Genomic DNA, 15,004 nt, shown 5'->3' with positions numbered 1-15,004 from the left:
TGCTGAACCAACCTGAACGCTTTATCTTGGGCGGCACCGGCAAGACGAAACAGCTCAAACCACCCTTAAGTTCAAAACAGCGACTTCGCTGCCGCCGTGGTGGCGTCGATGAAGAGGCCGGGGTAAGCAAACAGCAGCACGACCAGAAGGCCAGTCACCGCAAGCACCGCGCGCAAGGCAATCGTCGGCCTGTCGAAAGCCGGCGCCGGCTCGTCGAAATACATGATCTTGACGATCCGCAAATAATAGTAAGCGGCAACCGCGCTCGACAGAACGCCGATGACCGCCAGCGGATAGAGATGGGCCTGGATCGCGGCGTTAAAAACATACCATTTGGCGAAAAAGCCGGCGAGCGGCGGTATCCCGGCCAAGGAAAACATCATCGTCGCAAGAAAGAAGGCCATGACCCCGTCGGTCCGCGCCAGACCGGAAAGATCGGAAATATTCTCCACGCCTTGGCCATTCACCCGCATCGAGAGGATGGCGGCGAAGGTGCCGAGCGTCATGATGAGATAGATGGCCATATAGATGATAACGCTCACGACGCCGGCTTCGCCGCCGGCGGCAAGCCCAACCAAGGCAAAGCCGATATGGCCGATTGCCGAATAGGCCATCAGGCGCTTGATGTTAGACTGGCCGATCGCGGCAAAAGCGCCAAGCACCATCGACAGAATGGAGAGGAAAATAATGATCTGCCGCCATTGCGGCGTAATCCCCGAAAATGCGGTGAGGATGACCCTCAGCGTAATGGCCACAGCGGCCATTTTGACGGCCGAGGCAAAAAAAGCAGTCACAGGCGTCGGCGCGCCTTCATAAACATCCGGCGTCCACATGTGAAAAGGCACGGCCGACATTTTGAAGGCGAGCCCCGCCATCAGGAACACAAGACCGAAGACAACCCCGAGAGAAGGCTTTCCGCCGATGGCTTCGGCAATTCCCGCGAAAGAAACCGTGCCGGCAAAGCCATAGAGAAGCGAAGCACCATAGAGCAGCATGCCCGACGAGAGCGCGCCGAGGACGAAATATTTGAGGCCGGCTTCCGACGCCCTGAGATCGTCGCGGTGGAACGCGGCAATGACGTAAAGGGCAAGCGACATTAATTCGAGCCCAAGATAGAGCGCGATGAGGCCGGCCGCCGAAATCAACATCATCATGCCAAGGGTCGACAGAAGGATCAGGATCGGAAACTCGAATTTGTCGATTTTCTCGCGCGCCAGAAAATCCTGGCTCATCACCAAGGTGACGAGGGCTCCGCCAAGCGTGAGCACCTTCATAAAGCGGCCAAAACCGTCGTCGATGAAGGCGCCGTTGAAGACGACCGCATTGGTCTTGGTCCCGAGCAGAATAACAACGATGGCGAGGCCGAGAAGCCCGACCGCGATCTCGGTGATCGGCCCGTCCGAATCCTTGCCGCGGATCGCCCCGAACAGCACAAGAAAAAGGATGCCCGTCGCCAGAATGGCTTCAGGCAAACAATGGGCAAGGGCCGAGGAAAACGGTGCCATTCTGGAAGCCTTCAGTGGAGAGCGAGCGCGGCCGTCTTTATGGCGGCGAGCGAAGCGTCATAGCCCTGGATTAGGGCGGTGATCGAGGCCGCGGTCCCATCGAGAATCGGGGCCGGATGGAAACCGTAATAGATCGTCAGCAAGACCAGCGGCGCGAACATCGCCATCTCGCGCCAGGAAAGGTCGAGGATCGACGAAAGATTGGGCTTGTCGAGCACGCCGAAGATGATGCGGCGATAGAGATAGAGCGCATAGGCCGCCGACAAGATGACGCCGGTGGTGGCGAAAAAGGCGACCCAGCTATTGACTGTGAAGGTGCCGAGCAAGGTCAGGAATTCGCCGATGAACCCCGAGGTTCCAGGCAGGCCCACATTGGCCAAGGTAAAGACCATGAAAACCACGGCATAGAGCGGCATGCGGGCGACAAGGCCGCCATAGGCCGAAATCTCCCGCGTATGGATACGATCGTAGACGACGCCGACGCAAAGAAACAGAGCGCCCGAGACGAGGCCATGCGAAACCATCTGAAAGACCGCCCCCTGAACGCCGGGCGTGGTCATGCTGAAAAGCCCCATCGTCACGAAGCCCATATGCGCCACCGACGAATAGGCGATGAGCTTCTTCATGTCTTCCTGCACGAGCGCGACGAGCGATGTGTAGATGATCGCGATGACCGACAATGCAAAGACAAGAGGCGCAAAATAGGTGGAGGCTTCCGGGAACATCGGCAGCGAGAATCTGATGAAACCATAGCCGCCCATTTTGAGCAGAATTCCGGCAAGGATGACCGAGCCCGCGGTCGGCGCTTCGACATGCGCGTCCGGCAACCAGGTGTGGACCGGCCACATGGGCATCTTGACGGCGAGCGACGCGAAGAACGCAAGCCATAGCCATTTCTGCATCGAGCTAGGAAAATGGGTCTGCAGCAAGGTGACGATGTCGGTGGTTTCGGCGACGCCGTACATCGACATGATCGCCAGCAGCATGAGCAGCGAACCGGTCAGCGTATAAAGAAAGAATTTGAAACTCGCGTAGACTCGCCGCTTGCCGCCCCAAATCCCGATGATCAAGAACATCGGGATGAGGCCGCCCTCGAAGAAAAGATAAAACAGCAAAAGATCCAGGGCGCAGAAGACGCCCAGCATCAAGGTTTCGAGAACGAGGAAAGCGATCAGATATTCCTTGACCCGATATTGGATCGATTGCCAGGACGCCAGGATGCAGATCGGCATCAAGAACGCGGTCAGCACCACGAACGGAAACGATATTCCGTCGACGCCAAGCTTGTAGACGAGGCCGTGGCCGAACCAGTTCTTTTCCTCGACGAACTGAAATGCCGACAAGGAAGTATCGAACTTCGCATAGACATAGAGCGTCAGCAGAAAGACGATCACGGTCGTGCCAAGCGCCGCGCGGCGCGCATTCATCAAGGTCGCCTCGTCATTGCCCCGCAGGACGAGGATAAAGCCCGCGCCCACAAGCGGCAGGAAGACGATGCAGGACAGGATGCCAAAGCCGAACATCAGCGCACTCCCCAGGCGACATACCAGGTGATCACGGCAGCGAGGCCGACGAGCATGGCAAAAGCATAATGATAGATGTAACCGCTCTGTAGCTTGACGACTCGTCCGGTCACGTCGATGACGCGCGCGGCGACGCCGTCGGGGCCGAGGCGATCGATGATCGCACCGTCCCCACCCTTCCAAAACAGCCGGCCGAGCCAGAAGGCAGGGCGCACGAAAATCATGTCATAGAGTTCGTCGAAGTACCATTTGTTGAGAAGGAACTGATAGAGGTGCGGCACCGCCCGCGCGAGGCGCGCCGGCAGGCTCGGCACCGCAAAATAGAACAGAACCGCGACGACGAAGCCAACCCCCATCAGCACGGTAGGAAGTTGCTTGGCGAACTCGGGAACCTCTTCCCGCAGTTCGAGGATGTGATTGTCGGGTCCGAGGAACAGGGCGCTTTTCCAGAATTCGGCAAATCCCTCGCCGATGAAATCATGCGCGAATAAAATCCCCGCAAATAGAGCGCCCACGGCCAGCACGCCCAAGGGAATGAGCATTGTGATCGGCGATTCATGCGGATCGAGATGATGGCCGTGACCATGCGACTCATGTTCATTGGCCTCGTGACCGTGAGCTTCGTGGCCATGAGTCTCCTCATGAGCGTGGTGCGCGGCCTCTTCCGGAGCATGCCCGTCGCCTGCCCAACGCGGCTTGCCGAAAAAGGTCAGGAAGACCAGCCGCCATGAGTAGAAAGAGGTGAGGCCCGCGGCCAGGGTCGTCAGCCAAAAGCCGTAGGAGGCTCCGACCCGATGGGAAGCGAAGGCTGCTTCGATGATCGCATCCTTGGAAAAATAGCCGGAGGTGAACGGAAAGCCGGTGAGGGCCAGCGTGCCGATCGTCATCATGGCGAAGGTGAACGGAATTTTCCGCCAGAGCCCGCCCATGTTGCGCATGTCCTGCTCATGATGCATCGCAACGATGACCGATCCGGCACCAAGAAACAGCAGCGCCTTGAAGAAGGCGTGGGTGAAGAGGTGGAAAATGCCGATCGAATAGCCGCCGACGCCAAGGGCAACGAACATATAGCCGAGCTGCGAACAGGTCGAATAGGCGATGACCCTTTTGATGTCGTTTTGGACGAGCCCGATCGTCGCGGCGAAAAAGGCCGTCGTCCCGCCGATGATGATTACGAAGGAGAGGGCCGCCGGCGCCTGTTCGAAAAGCGGAGAAAGCCGGGCGACCATGAACACGCCGGCGGTCACCATGGTCGCGGCATGGATCAGCGCCGAAACCGGCGTCGGACCTTCCATTGCATCGGGGAGCCAGGTGTGCAGCAGAAATTGCGCCGATTTACCCATCGCTCCCATGAACAGGAGCAGACAGGTGATCGTCATCGCATCCGTATTGAAGCCGAAGACATGGATCGACTTTCCGGCAAGCCCCGGCGCCGCCGCGAAAACCTGATCGAAACTCACCGAATTGGTCAGGACAAAGACCAGGAAAATGCCCAGCGCAAAGCCGAAATCGCCGACCCGATTGACAACGAAAGCCTTGATCGCGGCGGCATTGGCGGCCGGCTTCTGATACCAAAAACCGATCAAAAGATAGGAGGCGAGTCCGACCCCTTCCCAGCCGAAAAACAGCTGGACGAGGTTATCGGCCGTCACCAGCATCAGCATGGCGAAGGTAAACAGAGAGAGATAGGCGAAGAAACGAGGCCGCCCCGGATCGTCGCTCATATAGCCGATCGAATAGAGATGCACGAGCGAGGATACGGTGGTGACGACGACCAGCATCACCGCGGTCAATGTATCGATCTTGAGCGACCAATCGATTTTGAGCGCGCCCGACGTAAACCAATTACCGAGAACCGAAACGCTCGCCGGCGCCGTGCCCAGCGCTACATTGACGAACACGACCCAGGACAAGATCGCCGAGATAAACAAAAAACTTGTGGTGACGAGTTCCGAGGGCCGATCGCCAATGCGCCAGCCGAACGGCCCCGCGATCAAAAATCCCAGAAGCGGAAGGAAGACTATGGCTGCATACATGGGTCGCTCAGCCCTTCATCATGTTGATGTCTTCGACCGCGATCGATCCACGGTTGCGATAATAGGTCACGAGGATCGCCAGTCCGATCGCGGCCTCCGCCGCGGCCACGGTGAGGATGAACAGCGCGAAGACCTGGCCCGTCAGATCGCCGAGAAAGGCCGAAAAGGAAACGAGGTTGATGTTGACGGAAAGCAAGATCAGCTCGACCGACATCAAAACCACGATGATGTTCTTGCGGTTCAAGATAATGCCCGCGACGCCGAGCGTAAAAAGAATAGCCGCGACGATCAGAAATTGGGTGAGCGAGACCATCATTTAGGTTTTCTCCGCGGCGCTGCCAGAACACGCCAGCTTGAACGGCCGGGGGCTCAAAGCCCCTGCCTCGAGGGGACCTTGCGGATTTCCACCGCCTCGGCGGGCGTGCGCGCATTCTGGATGGCGATGTTTTGGCGCTTGACGCCAACCTTATGGCGCAACGTCAAGACGATGGCGCCAATCATCGCGGTCAGCAAGATGAGGCCGGCGGCCTGGAACAAGTAGAAATATTGCGTGTAGAGCACCCGGCCGAGAGCCATGGTGTTGGACATGCCGGGCGGCATCGGCGTCGTGACATTGGCAATCGAGATGGGCCCGATGGTCCAGGCGCCGACAACCACCACGGTCTCGATCAGAACGATAAGGCCGAGCGTTCCGCCAATCGGCAGATATTGCAGGAACCCCTGCTTGAATTCGGCAAAATCCACGTCGAGCATCATGACGACGAAGAGGAACAGGACCGCGACCGCGCCCACATAAACGACGACCAGGATCATGGCCAGAAATTCCGCCCCGAGCAGCAGGAAAAGGCCCGCGGCATTAAAAAAGGCGAGGATCAAAAACAGCACCGAGTGAACCGGATTGCGCGAGGAAATCACCATAAAGGCCGACGCAATCATGACCGCCGAAAACAGGTAGAAGAACAGCGTTGCGACATTCATGGATTGACCTCGTTCGTACCGGCTCTCTTGTGACCCCTGCCGGACTTGCCCCTCGCTTGGCGTGACAATTTCAGCCTCATCGATAGGGCGCATCGAGCGCAAGATTGCGGGCGATCTCGCGTTCCCATCGCGCTCCGTTTTCCAGGAGACGGTTCTTGTCGTAGTAAAGTTCCTCGCGCGTCTCGACAGCGAATTCGGCGTTTGGCCCTTCGACGATCGCATCGACCGGGCAAGCCTCCTGGCAGAAGCCGCAATAGATGCATTTGACCATGTCGATGTCGTAGCGGGTGGTGCGCCGCGTGCCGTCGTTGCGGCGCGGACCGGCTTCGATGGTGATCGCCTGGGCCGGGCAGATCGCCTCGCAGAGCTTGCAGGCGATACAGCGCTCCTCGCCGTTCGGGTAACGCCGCAAGGCATGCTCGCCCCGATAGCGCGGCGATTGCGGGTTCTTCTCATGCGGATAGTTGAGCGTCGGCTTCGGCTTGAAGAAATAGCGCATCGAAAGCACGAACGCGCCGACGAATTCCGTCAGGAAAACCGCCTTGGCAGCCTGGTCGAGTTTCATGGGTCCTGCCTCAAGTCTCTCATCGCATTTTTTCAGGTTTGATTGTCATGCAGCCCAGCATCAATGCGCCATGCCCGCGCCCCAGCCGGTGAATTCGAGAACTCCGGCTACGAGGATGACCATAAAAAGCGAAATTGGCAGAAACACTTTCCAGCCAAGCCGCATCAGCTGATCATAGCGGTAGCGCGGGACAAAAGCCTTCACCATGGCGATCATGAAGAAGACCGCGCAAACCTTCAAAATAAACCAGACCGCGCCTGGAACTTCGGTAAAGGGCGAAAAGGGGATCGGTGACAGCCAGCCGCCGAGAAACAGAATGGTCGTCAACGCGCACATCGTCAGGATGGCCACATATTCCGACAGCATGAAAAGCATGTATGGCGTCGAGGAATATTCGACCATGAAGCCGGCGACGAGCTCGGATTCAGCTTCGACGAGATCGAAAGGCGGCCGGTTGGTTTCGGCGAGGGCCGAAATGAAGAAGATGACAAACATCGGAAACAGCGGCAGCCAGTACCAGCCTAACAGCCCAAACCGGGTGTCCTGCGCGAGAACGATTTCGCCGAGATTGAGCGAGCCGGCGCACAACAGCACCGTGATGATGACAAATCCGATCGAGACCTCGTAGGAAATCATCTGCGCCGCCGAGCGCAACGCGGACAGAAACGGATATTTGGAGTTGGACGCCCAGCCGCCCATGATGATTCCGTAGACGCTGAGCGACGATATGGCGAAAATATACAACACGCCGACGTTAATGTCGGCGATCGCCCAACCGTCGCTGATCGGGATCACCGCCCAGGCGGCGAGGGACAGCATTCCCATGACGAAGGGGGCGAGCAGAAAGACGCCTTTGTTCGCCCCGTCGGGAATGACCGGTTCCTTGAAGACGAACTTCAACATATCGGCGAAGCTTTGGAAGAGGCCCCATGGGCCGACCACATTCGGCCCGCGCCGCAACTGCACCGCCGCCCAGATCTTGCGATCGGCGTAAAGCACATAGGCGATAAAGATCAAAAGAATGACCAGCAGCGCGACGCTCTTGATGAGCGTCAGCAGCAAAGGGGCCAGCCCGGCCAAAAAAGTCATCGCCATCTACTCCGCTGCCTGACGCGCGAAGCCGCTCGCGACGGCGGAACATTCCGCCATCACCGCCGAGGCGCGCGCGATCGGATTGGTCAAATAAAAATCTGAGATGGGCGAGACAAAGGGCGCCTGCCCATGCGTGTCCGAACTGGCGAAAAGCTTTGCGACGTCAAAACTGCTGCTCGCTGGAATTTCATTCAGCTGCGAGAAATGCGAATGTTTTTCGCAAAGCCGCGCGCGCAGGGCTTTGAGCGAATCGAAAGGCAATTTGTGCCCGAGCACTTCCGAAAGCGCGCGGAGAATCGCCCAATCCTCGCGCGCGTCCCCGGGCGGAAAATTGGCACGATCGGCCAGCTGCACCCGACCTTCCGTATTGACATAGGTGCCGGATTTCTCGGTGTAGGAAGCCCCCGGCAAAATAACGTCGGCGCGCGCCGCGCCCCTATCGCCATGCGTGCCTTGATAGATAACGAAGGCGCCCGGTTCCACCGCGATCTCATCGGCACCCAGAACAAAGAGCACATCGAGCGCTCCGCTTTTCGCCATCGCCGCGGCATCGAGACCGCCAAGACCCGGCACGAATCCGAGATCAAGGCCCCCCACCCGCGCCGCCGCGGTGTGCAGGACCGAAAACCCATTCCAGCTCGGCTTGAGGGCACTCATCAAATCTGGCTTGAGCGCGCCCATCGCCATGCCAACCTTGGCCGCGAGCGCAAGAATGGCGAGCCCATCCTCCCGCGCCAACGCACCTTGACCGACTAAGATCATCGGCCTTTCCATTTTCGCGAAGGGCTGCTCGACCAGACCGGCGAGCGTCTCGGGGCCAGCCCCCAGATATTTATAGTCGTAGGTGAGATCGGCCTTTTCGCCGATCACGCTGACAAAGAAGCCGCCCTTGCGCCAGCGCTTGCGAATGCGAGCGTTCAGCACGGGTGATTCCTTGCGTGGGTTGGAACCGACGATCAACAATCCATCGGCATGATCGATGCCCGCGACGGATGGGTTGAACAGATAGCTCGCGCGCCCGAAACGCGGATCGAGCTTTGTTCCGTCCTGGCGGCAATCGAGCGATCTTGCGCCGAGCAGGTTCAGGAGGGATTGCAGCGCGAACATTTCCTCAACCGCGCAAAGATCGCCAGCGATGGCCCCGATCCGCTCGGGCGCCGCTGCTTTGACCTTGGCGGCGATGGCCGCGAAAGCCTCCTGCCACGTGGCTTCCCGCAATTTACCGTTCTCGCGCACATAGGGACGATCGAGACGCTTGGTCTTCAGACCATCCACGATCTGGCGCGACTTGTCGGAAATCCATTCCTCGTTCACCGCCTCGTTGATGCGGGGGAGGATGCGCATGACTTCCCGACCGCGGGTATCGATGCGGATCGCCGAGCCCAGAGCATCCATGACGTCGACCGACGGCGTCTTGACCAATTCCCATGACCGCGCCTTGAAGGAATAGGGCTTTGGCAATAGCGCGCCGACCGGACACAGATCCGCAACATTGCCTTGCAGCTCCGAGCGCATCGCCGTCTCGAGATAGGTCGTGATCTCCATATCTTCGCCGCGCCCGGTCGCACCCATGTCGGCGGTTCCGGCGACTTCAGCGGTAAAGCGAACGCAGCGTGTGCAATGGATGCAGCGGTTCATCGAGGTCCGCACAAGCGGCCCGATGTATTTGTCTTCGACCGCGCGCTTGTTTTCGGCATAGCGCGAGGAATCGACGCCGAAGGCCATGGCCTGGTCTTGCAGATCGCATTCGCCGCCCTGGTCGCAAATCGGACAATCGAGCGGATGATTGATCAGCAGGAATTCCATCACTCCTTCGCGCGCCTTTTTCACCATCGGCGAATTGGTGAGAACGACCGGCGGCTCGCCATTCGGGCCGGGGCGCAAGTCCTTGACCGCGACGGCGCAGGACGCCGACGGCTTGGGGGGGCCACCCTTGACCTCGACAAGGCACATCCGGCAATTGCCGGCAATCGACAGGCGCTCGTGGAAGCAAAAACGTGGAATCTCCGCGCCGGCCTCTTCACAGGCCTGCAACAGAGTAAATTCCGGCGGGACATCGACTTCGGTGCTGTCAACGATGAGTTTGGCCATGCCTCTTCCCTACTCCGCCGCGACGCCGAAGTCTTTGACCGGCTCCGAATGAGGATTGGCGGCATATTGGTCGATACGCCTTTCGATTTCGGGGCGGAAATGCCGGATCAGGCCCTGTACGGGCCAGGCCGCCGCATCCCCGAGCGCGCAAATCGTGTGGCCCTCGATTTGGGTGGTGACTTCGAGCAGCATGTCGATCTCGCGCTTTTGGGCGCGTCCTTCCGCCATGCGCGAGACCACGCGCCAAAGCCAGCCGGTGCCTTCCCGGCACGGCGTGCATTGACCGCAACTCTCATGCTTGTAGAAGTAGCTGAGCCGCGCGATCGCCCGGATGATATCGGTCGACTTATCCATCACGATGACGGCCGCCGTACCGAGGCCGGACTTCAGATCGCGCAACGTATCGAAATCCATCGCCGCATCGATGATTTCATGGGCCGGAACACAAGGCACCGAAGAGCCACCGGGAATCACCGCAAGCAGATTGTCGAATCCGCCCCGGACGCCGCCGCAATGGCGTTCGACCAATTCCCGGAAGGGGATCGACATCGCCTCTTCCACATTGCAGGGATGATTCACATGACCGGAAATGCAGAATAGCTTGGTGCCCGAATTGTTCTTGGCCCCGAAGCCCGCGAACCAGGCGGCTCCGCGACGCAGAATGGTCGGCGCGACGGCAATCGATTCGACATTGTTGACGGTCGTGGGGCAGCCATAGAGTCCCATATTGGCCGGGAACGGCGGCTTCAGCCGCGGCATGCCCTTCTTGCCCTCGAGCGATTCGAGGAGCGCGGTTTCCTCGCCGCAAATATAAGCGCCCGCGCCGCGATGAACGTAAATGTCGAAAGGCCAGCCGTGAATGTTGTTCTTGCCGACGAGCTTGGCCGCATAAGCCTGCTCGATGGCGGCCTCCAACCGATCGGCCTCGAAAATATATTCGCCGCGAATATAGATGTAGCAGGCATGCGCTTCCATCGCGAAGGAGGCGATGAAGCAGCCCTCGATCAGAAGCTGCGGATCATTGCGCATGATCTCGCGATCCTTGCAGGTCCCAGGCTCCGATTCATCGGCATTGACGACGAGATAGGAGGGCCGCGCCGGATCGGCCTTCGGCATGAAGGACCATTTGAGGCCGGTCGGAAAACCGGCGCCGCCTCGGCCTCGGAGGCCCGAAGCCTTCATTTCGGCAATAATCCAATCCTTGCCTTTGTCGATCAGTTTCTTGGTATTATCCCAAGCGCCGCGCGCGATGGCATCCTTCAGGCCCCAGTCCCCGAAACCGTAGAGATTTGTGAAGATGCGATCCTTGTCCTCAAGCATCTATGACCTCACGATTTTTTCGGATCGGACTGACGATCCGAGCTGGACGGCTCTATGCCGGGAGGAGCGGAAGCCCCGCCTTGATGCGCGCCGCCGGCTTTCACCGCCACATTCTGCATCTCGGCCTCCAATCGCTTTCCTTCGTCCGAGATCGCAATCGAAGTATGCTTCGTACCGGTCTCGACGATCGAGCCCTTCGGCTTGCCCCACTCCATTTTGGCTTCCTGCTTGAGGCGTTCGCCCGCGGGCTCCGCGGCTGGCACGTTCTGTGCCGCAAATTCAAGGCGCGCCGCGGCCCGATCGCCCGGCGTGGGGGTGCTTTTGCACGTCAGCGGACCGCTGCGGCCATCGCTGCCATAGAACGACGTCAGGGAGGTGAGGCCGCCAGCCGGCTCCGAAGTGACGCGGCCGGTCTGCGAGCCGACCTTGACCGGACGGCCGGCAGCAAGATCGTCAAGCAGTTCTTCAAAATTCTCCGGCGTCAGATCCTCGTAATAATCGTCATTGATCTGAACCATGGGAGCATTGCAGCAGGCGCCGAGACACTCGACTTCGGTCCAGGAGAAATCGCCATCCGGGGTCACTTCGCCCGGCTCGCCGATTCGCTCGTGCAAGAAGGCTTTGATGGAGTCGGAGCCAGCGAGCAGGCAGGGAGTCGTGCCGCACATCTGGATGTAGAACCTGCCCACCGGGGAGAGGTTGAACATGCTATAGAAAGTGGCAATTTCGAGCACCCGAATATAGGGCATGTCGAGCCGCTGCGCGACGTCCTCGATGGCAGGTTTCGGCAGCCAATAATCATTCTGCTTTTGCGCCCGCCACAACAGAGAAATCACTGCGGAAGCCTGACGGCCCTCAGGATATTTCTTCGCGATCTCTTCGCACCAAGCCTCGTTTTCGGGCGTGAATGCGAAGCTTGGCGGCTGTACCTCGGCAAGGCGGCGAACGGACATGGTTTCAGCTCTTGTGGGTCATGGCCGCGGGAGCGGCCCTTTTCGACAAATGCATCTGGATCGCACCCGCGATGAACGGCGGCCTCACCGGTCCACCTCGCCGAACACGATGTCGATGGAACCCAGGATCGCGCTGACATCGGCGAGCATGGATTTGCGGCAGAGAAAGTCCATCGCCGCAAGATGCGCGAAGCCTGGGGCCCTTATTTTGCAGCGATAGGGTTTATCGGTGCCGTCCGAGACGAGATAGACGCCAAATTCACCTTTCGGCGCCTCGACCGCGCAATAGACTTCGCCGGCCGGCACATGGAAGCCTTCGGTATAGAGTTTGAAATGATGGATCAGCGCTTCCATCGAACGCTTCATTTCCGCTCGGGACGGCGGCACGACCTTGCCATCCTTTGCGGAGACGGGGCCCTGGCCATCCTTCGCAAACAGCTTCTCGACGCATTGCTTCATGATCCGGACGGACTGACGCATCTCCTCCATGCGGATGACTTGGCGGTCGTAATTATCGCCGTGCCGCCCGACCGGAATGTCGAACTCCATCTCTTCATAGCATTCATAGGGCTGCGCCTTGCGCAAATCCCAGGGCGCACCCGAACCGCGCACCATGACGCCCGAAAAACCCCAGCGCCAGCAATCCTCGAGGCTGACCACCCCGATGTCGACATTGCGCTGCTTGAAAATGCGGTTGTCGATGAACAAAGCCTGAAGATCGTCGCAAACCTTCAAGAAGGGGTCGCACCAGGCGTCGATGTCTTCGATCAGCTTTCTGGGAATATCGGTGTGCACACCGCCTGGACGGAAATAATTCGCATGCAGCCGGGCGCCGGACGCGCGCTCATAAAACACCATGAGCTTCTCGCGTTCCTCGAAGCCCCATACGGGCGGCGTCAAGGCGCCGACATCCAGGGCCTGCGTGGTGAGGTTGAGAAGATGCGAGAGAATCCGACCAATTTCGCAAAACAGCACACGCAGCAACTGACCGCGCCGCGGGACTTCAAGCCCCAGCAATTTCTCGATGGCGAGACAAAAGGCATGTTCCTGATTCATCGGCGCGACATAATCGAGCCGATCGAAATAGGGGATGTTTTGAAGATAGGTGCGCGCCTCCATCAGCTTTTCGGTGCCGCGATGGAGGAGGCCGATATGCGGATCGACGCGCTCGACAACCTCGCCGTCGAGTTCGAGGACGAGCCGCAAAACGCCATGCGCGGCGGGATGCTGCGGGCCAAAGTTGATCGCAAAATTACGGACCGAATTGTCGCTCATTTATACAATCTTCAAAGCGCGGTGATCATTGCGGGTTGTTCTTAGCTTTCTCGTCGCCGGGCAGAACATAGTCGATCCCGCCTTCCCACGGAGACAGGAAATCGAATCTGCGGAATTCCTGGGTCAGCATAACCGGTTCATAGACAACGCGTTTCTGCTGGTCGTCATAGCGCACCTCGACATAACCGGTCATCGGGAAATCCTTGCGCAAGGGATGTCCGTCAAAACCATAATCGGTCAATAAGCGGCGCAAATCGGGATGGCCGGAGAACAAAATACCGAAGAGATCGTAAGCCTCCCGCTCGAACCAATTGGCCGCTGGATAAAGGCTCGACAGCGAAGCGACGGGCGTTGCTTCATCAGTTGCGACCTTGATCCGGATCCGCCGATTATGTTTGGGCGAGAGAAGATGGGTCACGACGTCGAAGCGCTTTTCGCGGACCGGATAGTCGACCGCGGTGAGATCGATAAAGGATAAGAACAGACAGCTCGGGTCGTCGCGAAGAAAGGTCACGGTTTCAATCAAACGATCCGCTTCCACCGTCAAGGTCAGCTCTCCATAGGCCGTGGAAACAGCACTGATCGCGCCCGGCAAAGCCGCCGCTATTCCCTCGCCCAGTTGTTGCAGGTCGCCGTGCATCTCGACTTCATCCAATGCGGGTGGAAAATGCCCCAAAGAATTTGCAAGGATCGCATTCTTCCCATGCGACCCGGCATCCAGTTGGCTTGAAATGTTTTAGCGTTCGATCGTGCCGGTCCGGCGGATTTTCTTTTGCAGAAGCAACACACCGTAGAGAAGTGCTTCGGCCGAGGGTGGGCAGCCTGGGACGTAAATATCCACGGGCACAATTCGGTCGCAGCCGCGCACGACTGAATAGGAATAGTGGTAATAGCCACCGCCATTGGCGCAGGAGCCCATCGAGATCACGTAACGCGGCTCCGGCATCTGGTCATAGACCTTGCGGAGAGCCGGCGCCATCTTGTTGGTCAGAGTGCCGGCCACGATCATGACGTCGGACTGCCGCGGCGAACCGCGCGGCGCGAAGCCGAACCGCTCCAGATCATAGCGCGGCATCGCCGCCTGCATCATTTCGACGGCGCAGCAGGCCAGGCCGAATGTCATCCACATGAGCGAGCCCGTGCGCGCCCAGTTGATCAGCTCGTCCGCGGTCGTGACGAGGAAGCCCTTGTCGGCGAGACGGTCATTGATCGAGAGGAAATACGGATCATTCGCCGCCAGCGCAACGTCTTGGTGCCGCAGGTCTAATCCCATTCGAGCGCACCCTTTCTCCATTCATAGACGAAGCCTACGGTCAGAACGCCAAGGAAAATCATCATGGACCAGAAGCCGAACGCCCCGACATCGCGGAAGGCCACCGCCCAGGGAAACAAAAACGCGACCTCCAGATCGAAAATGATGAACAGCAGGGACACAAGATAGAATCTTACATCGAATTGCATGCGCGCATCGTCGAAGGCGTTGAAACCGCACTCATAGGCGGACAGTTTTTCCGCATCGGGCGCCTTGAAGGCGACGAGGAAGGGCGCAACCAGCAAAGCGCCGGAAATCACGGCGGCAACCGCCATAAAGACCGCAAGCGGCAAATATTGATCGAGAAGGTTCGGCATGAATGGGCTCGGTCTCAATGAGCGAGATCGGAATCGC

Annotated in this window: 14 protein-coding genes; all 14 read right to left on the bottom strand. The window is 58.8% G+C overall.

Annotated elements, in window-relative coordinates; genetic code table 11:
* Positions 1–71 precede the first annotated feature (71 nt).
* The 14 genes from CU048_12865 to CU048_12800 all read right to left on the bottom strand — a co-directional run bounded on the left by CU048_12865 (position 72) and on the right by CU048_12800 (position 14,967).
* Positions 72–1,505, bottom strand: coding sequence for an NADH-quinone oxidoreductase subunit NuoN (locus CU048_12865; GenBank protein QBR72012.1), 1,434 nt, complete (start codon positions 1,503–1,505; stop codon positions 72–74).
* 11 nt (positions 1,506–1,516) lie between these two features.
* Positions 1,517–3,028, bottom strand: a complete 1,512-nt coding sequence (locus tag CU048_12860) for an NADH-quinone oxidoreductase subunit M (protein ID QBR72011.1) — start codon at positions 3,026–3,028, stop codon at positions 1,517–1,519.
* Positions 3,028–5,064, bottom strand: coding sequence for an NADH-quinone oxidoreductase subunit L (locus CU048_12855; GenBank protein QBR72010.1), 2,037 nt, complete (start codon positions 5,062–5,064; stop codon positions 3,028–3,030). The genes CU048_12860 and CU048_12855 overlap by 1 nt, the downstream gene beginning before the upstream one ends.
* Positions 5,065–5,071: 7 nt before the next feature.
* Entirely contained in the window at positions 5,072–5,380 is a 309-nt protein-coding gene (locus CU048_12850; protein ID QBR72009.1) for an NADH-quinone oxidoreductase subunit NuoK, read from the bottom strand.
* A 53-nt stretch (positions 5,381–5,433) separates the two neighbouring features.
* Positions 5,434–6,042: an NADH-quinone oxidoreductase subunit J gene (locus tag CU048_12845; GenBank protein QBR72916.1), complete on the bottom strand. Its 609-nt coding sequence runs from the start codon at positions 6,040–6,042 to the stop codon at positions 5,434–5,436.
* A 76-nt stretch (positions 6,043–6,118) separates the two neighbouring features.
* Positions 6,119–6,607 (bottom strand): NADH-quinone oxidoreductase subunit NuoI, encoded by a 489-nt coding sequence (locus CU048_12840; protein ID QBR72008.1) that lies wholly within the window; start codon positions 6,605–6,607, stop codon positions 6,119–6,121.
* A 60-nt stretch (positions 6,608–6,667) separates the two neighbouring features.
* The gene (locus CU048_12835; protein ID QBR72915.1) at positions 6,668–7,696 is read right to left on the bottom strand and encodes an NADH-quinone oxidoreductase subunit NuoH; all 1,029 of its coding nucleotides are present in this window, start codon (positions 7,694–7,696) and stop codon (positions 6,668–6,670) included.
* Between the two features lie 6 nt (positions 7,697–7,702).
* Entirely contained in the window at positions 7,703–9,790 is a 2,088-nt protein-coding gene (locus CU048_12830) for an NADH-quinone oxidoreductase subunit G (protein QBR72007.1), read from the bottom strand.
* Positions 9,791–9,799: 9 nt separating this feature from the next.
* Positions 9,800–11,110, bottom strand: coding sequence for an NADH-quinone oxidoreductase subunit F (locus CU048_12825; protein QBR72006.1), 1,311 nt, complete (start codon positions 11,108–11,110; stop codon positions 9,800–9,802).
* An 8-nt stretch (positions 11,111–11,118) separates the two neighbouring features.
* Positions 11,119–12,063 (bottom strand): NADH-quinone oxidoreductase subunit NuoE, encoded by a 945-nt coding sequence (locus CU048_12820; GenBank protein ID QBR72005.1) that lies wholly within the window; start codon positions 12,061–12,063, stop codon positions 11,119–11,121.
* A gap of 84 nt (positions 12,064–12,147) precedes the next feature.
* Complete coding sequence (locus tag CU048_12815; GenBank protein ID QBR72004.1) at positions 12,148–13,338, bottom strand: NADH-quinone oxidoreductase subunit D; 1,191 nt, start codon at positions 13,336–13,338, stop codon at positions 12,148–12,150.
* 25 nt (positions 13,339–13,363) lie between these two features.
* Positions 13,364–13,978 (bottom strand): NADH-quinone oxidoreductase subunit C, encoded by a 615-nt coding sequence (locus tag CU048_12810; protein QBR72914.1) that lies wholly within the window; start codon positions 13,976–13,978, stop codon positions 13,364–13,366.
* A gap of 96 nt (positions 13,979–14,074) precedes the next feature.
* Positions 14,075–14,611, bottom strand: coding sequence for an NADH-quinone oxidoreductase subunit B (locus tag CU048_12805; GenBank protein ID QBR72003.1), 537 nt, complete (start codon positions 14,609–14,611; stop codon positions 14,075–14,077).
* Entirely contained in the window at positions 14,602–14,967 is a 366-nt protein-coding gene (locus CU048_12800; protein ID QBR72002.1) for an NADH-quinone oxidoreductase subunit A, read from the bottom strand. The genes CU048_12805 and CU048_12800 overlap by 10 nt, the downstream gene beginning before the upstream one ends.
* Between the last annotated feature and the right edge of the window lie 37 nt (positions 14,968–15,004).

The organism is Beijerinckiaceae bacterium (assembly GCA_004564215.1).
Classification (GTDB): Bacteria; Pseudomonadota; Alphaproteobacteria; order Rhizobiales; family Beijerinckiaceae; genus Methylocapsa.
This window is presented reverse-complemented; position numbering and strand designations above follow the sequence as displayed.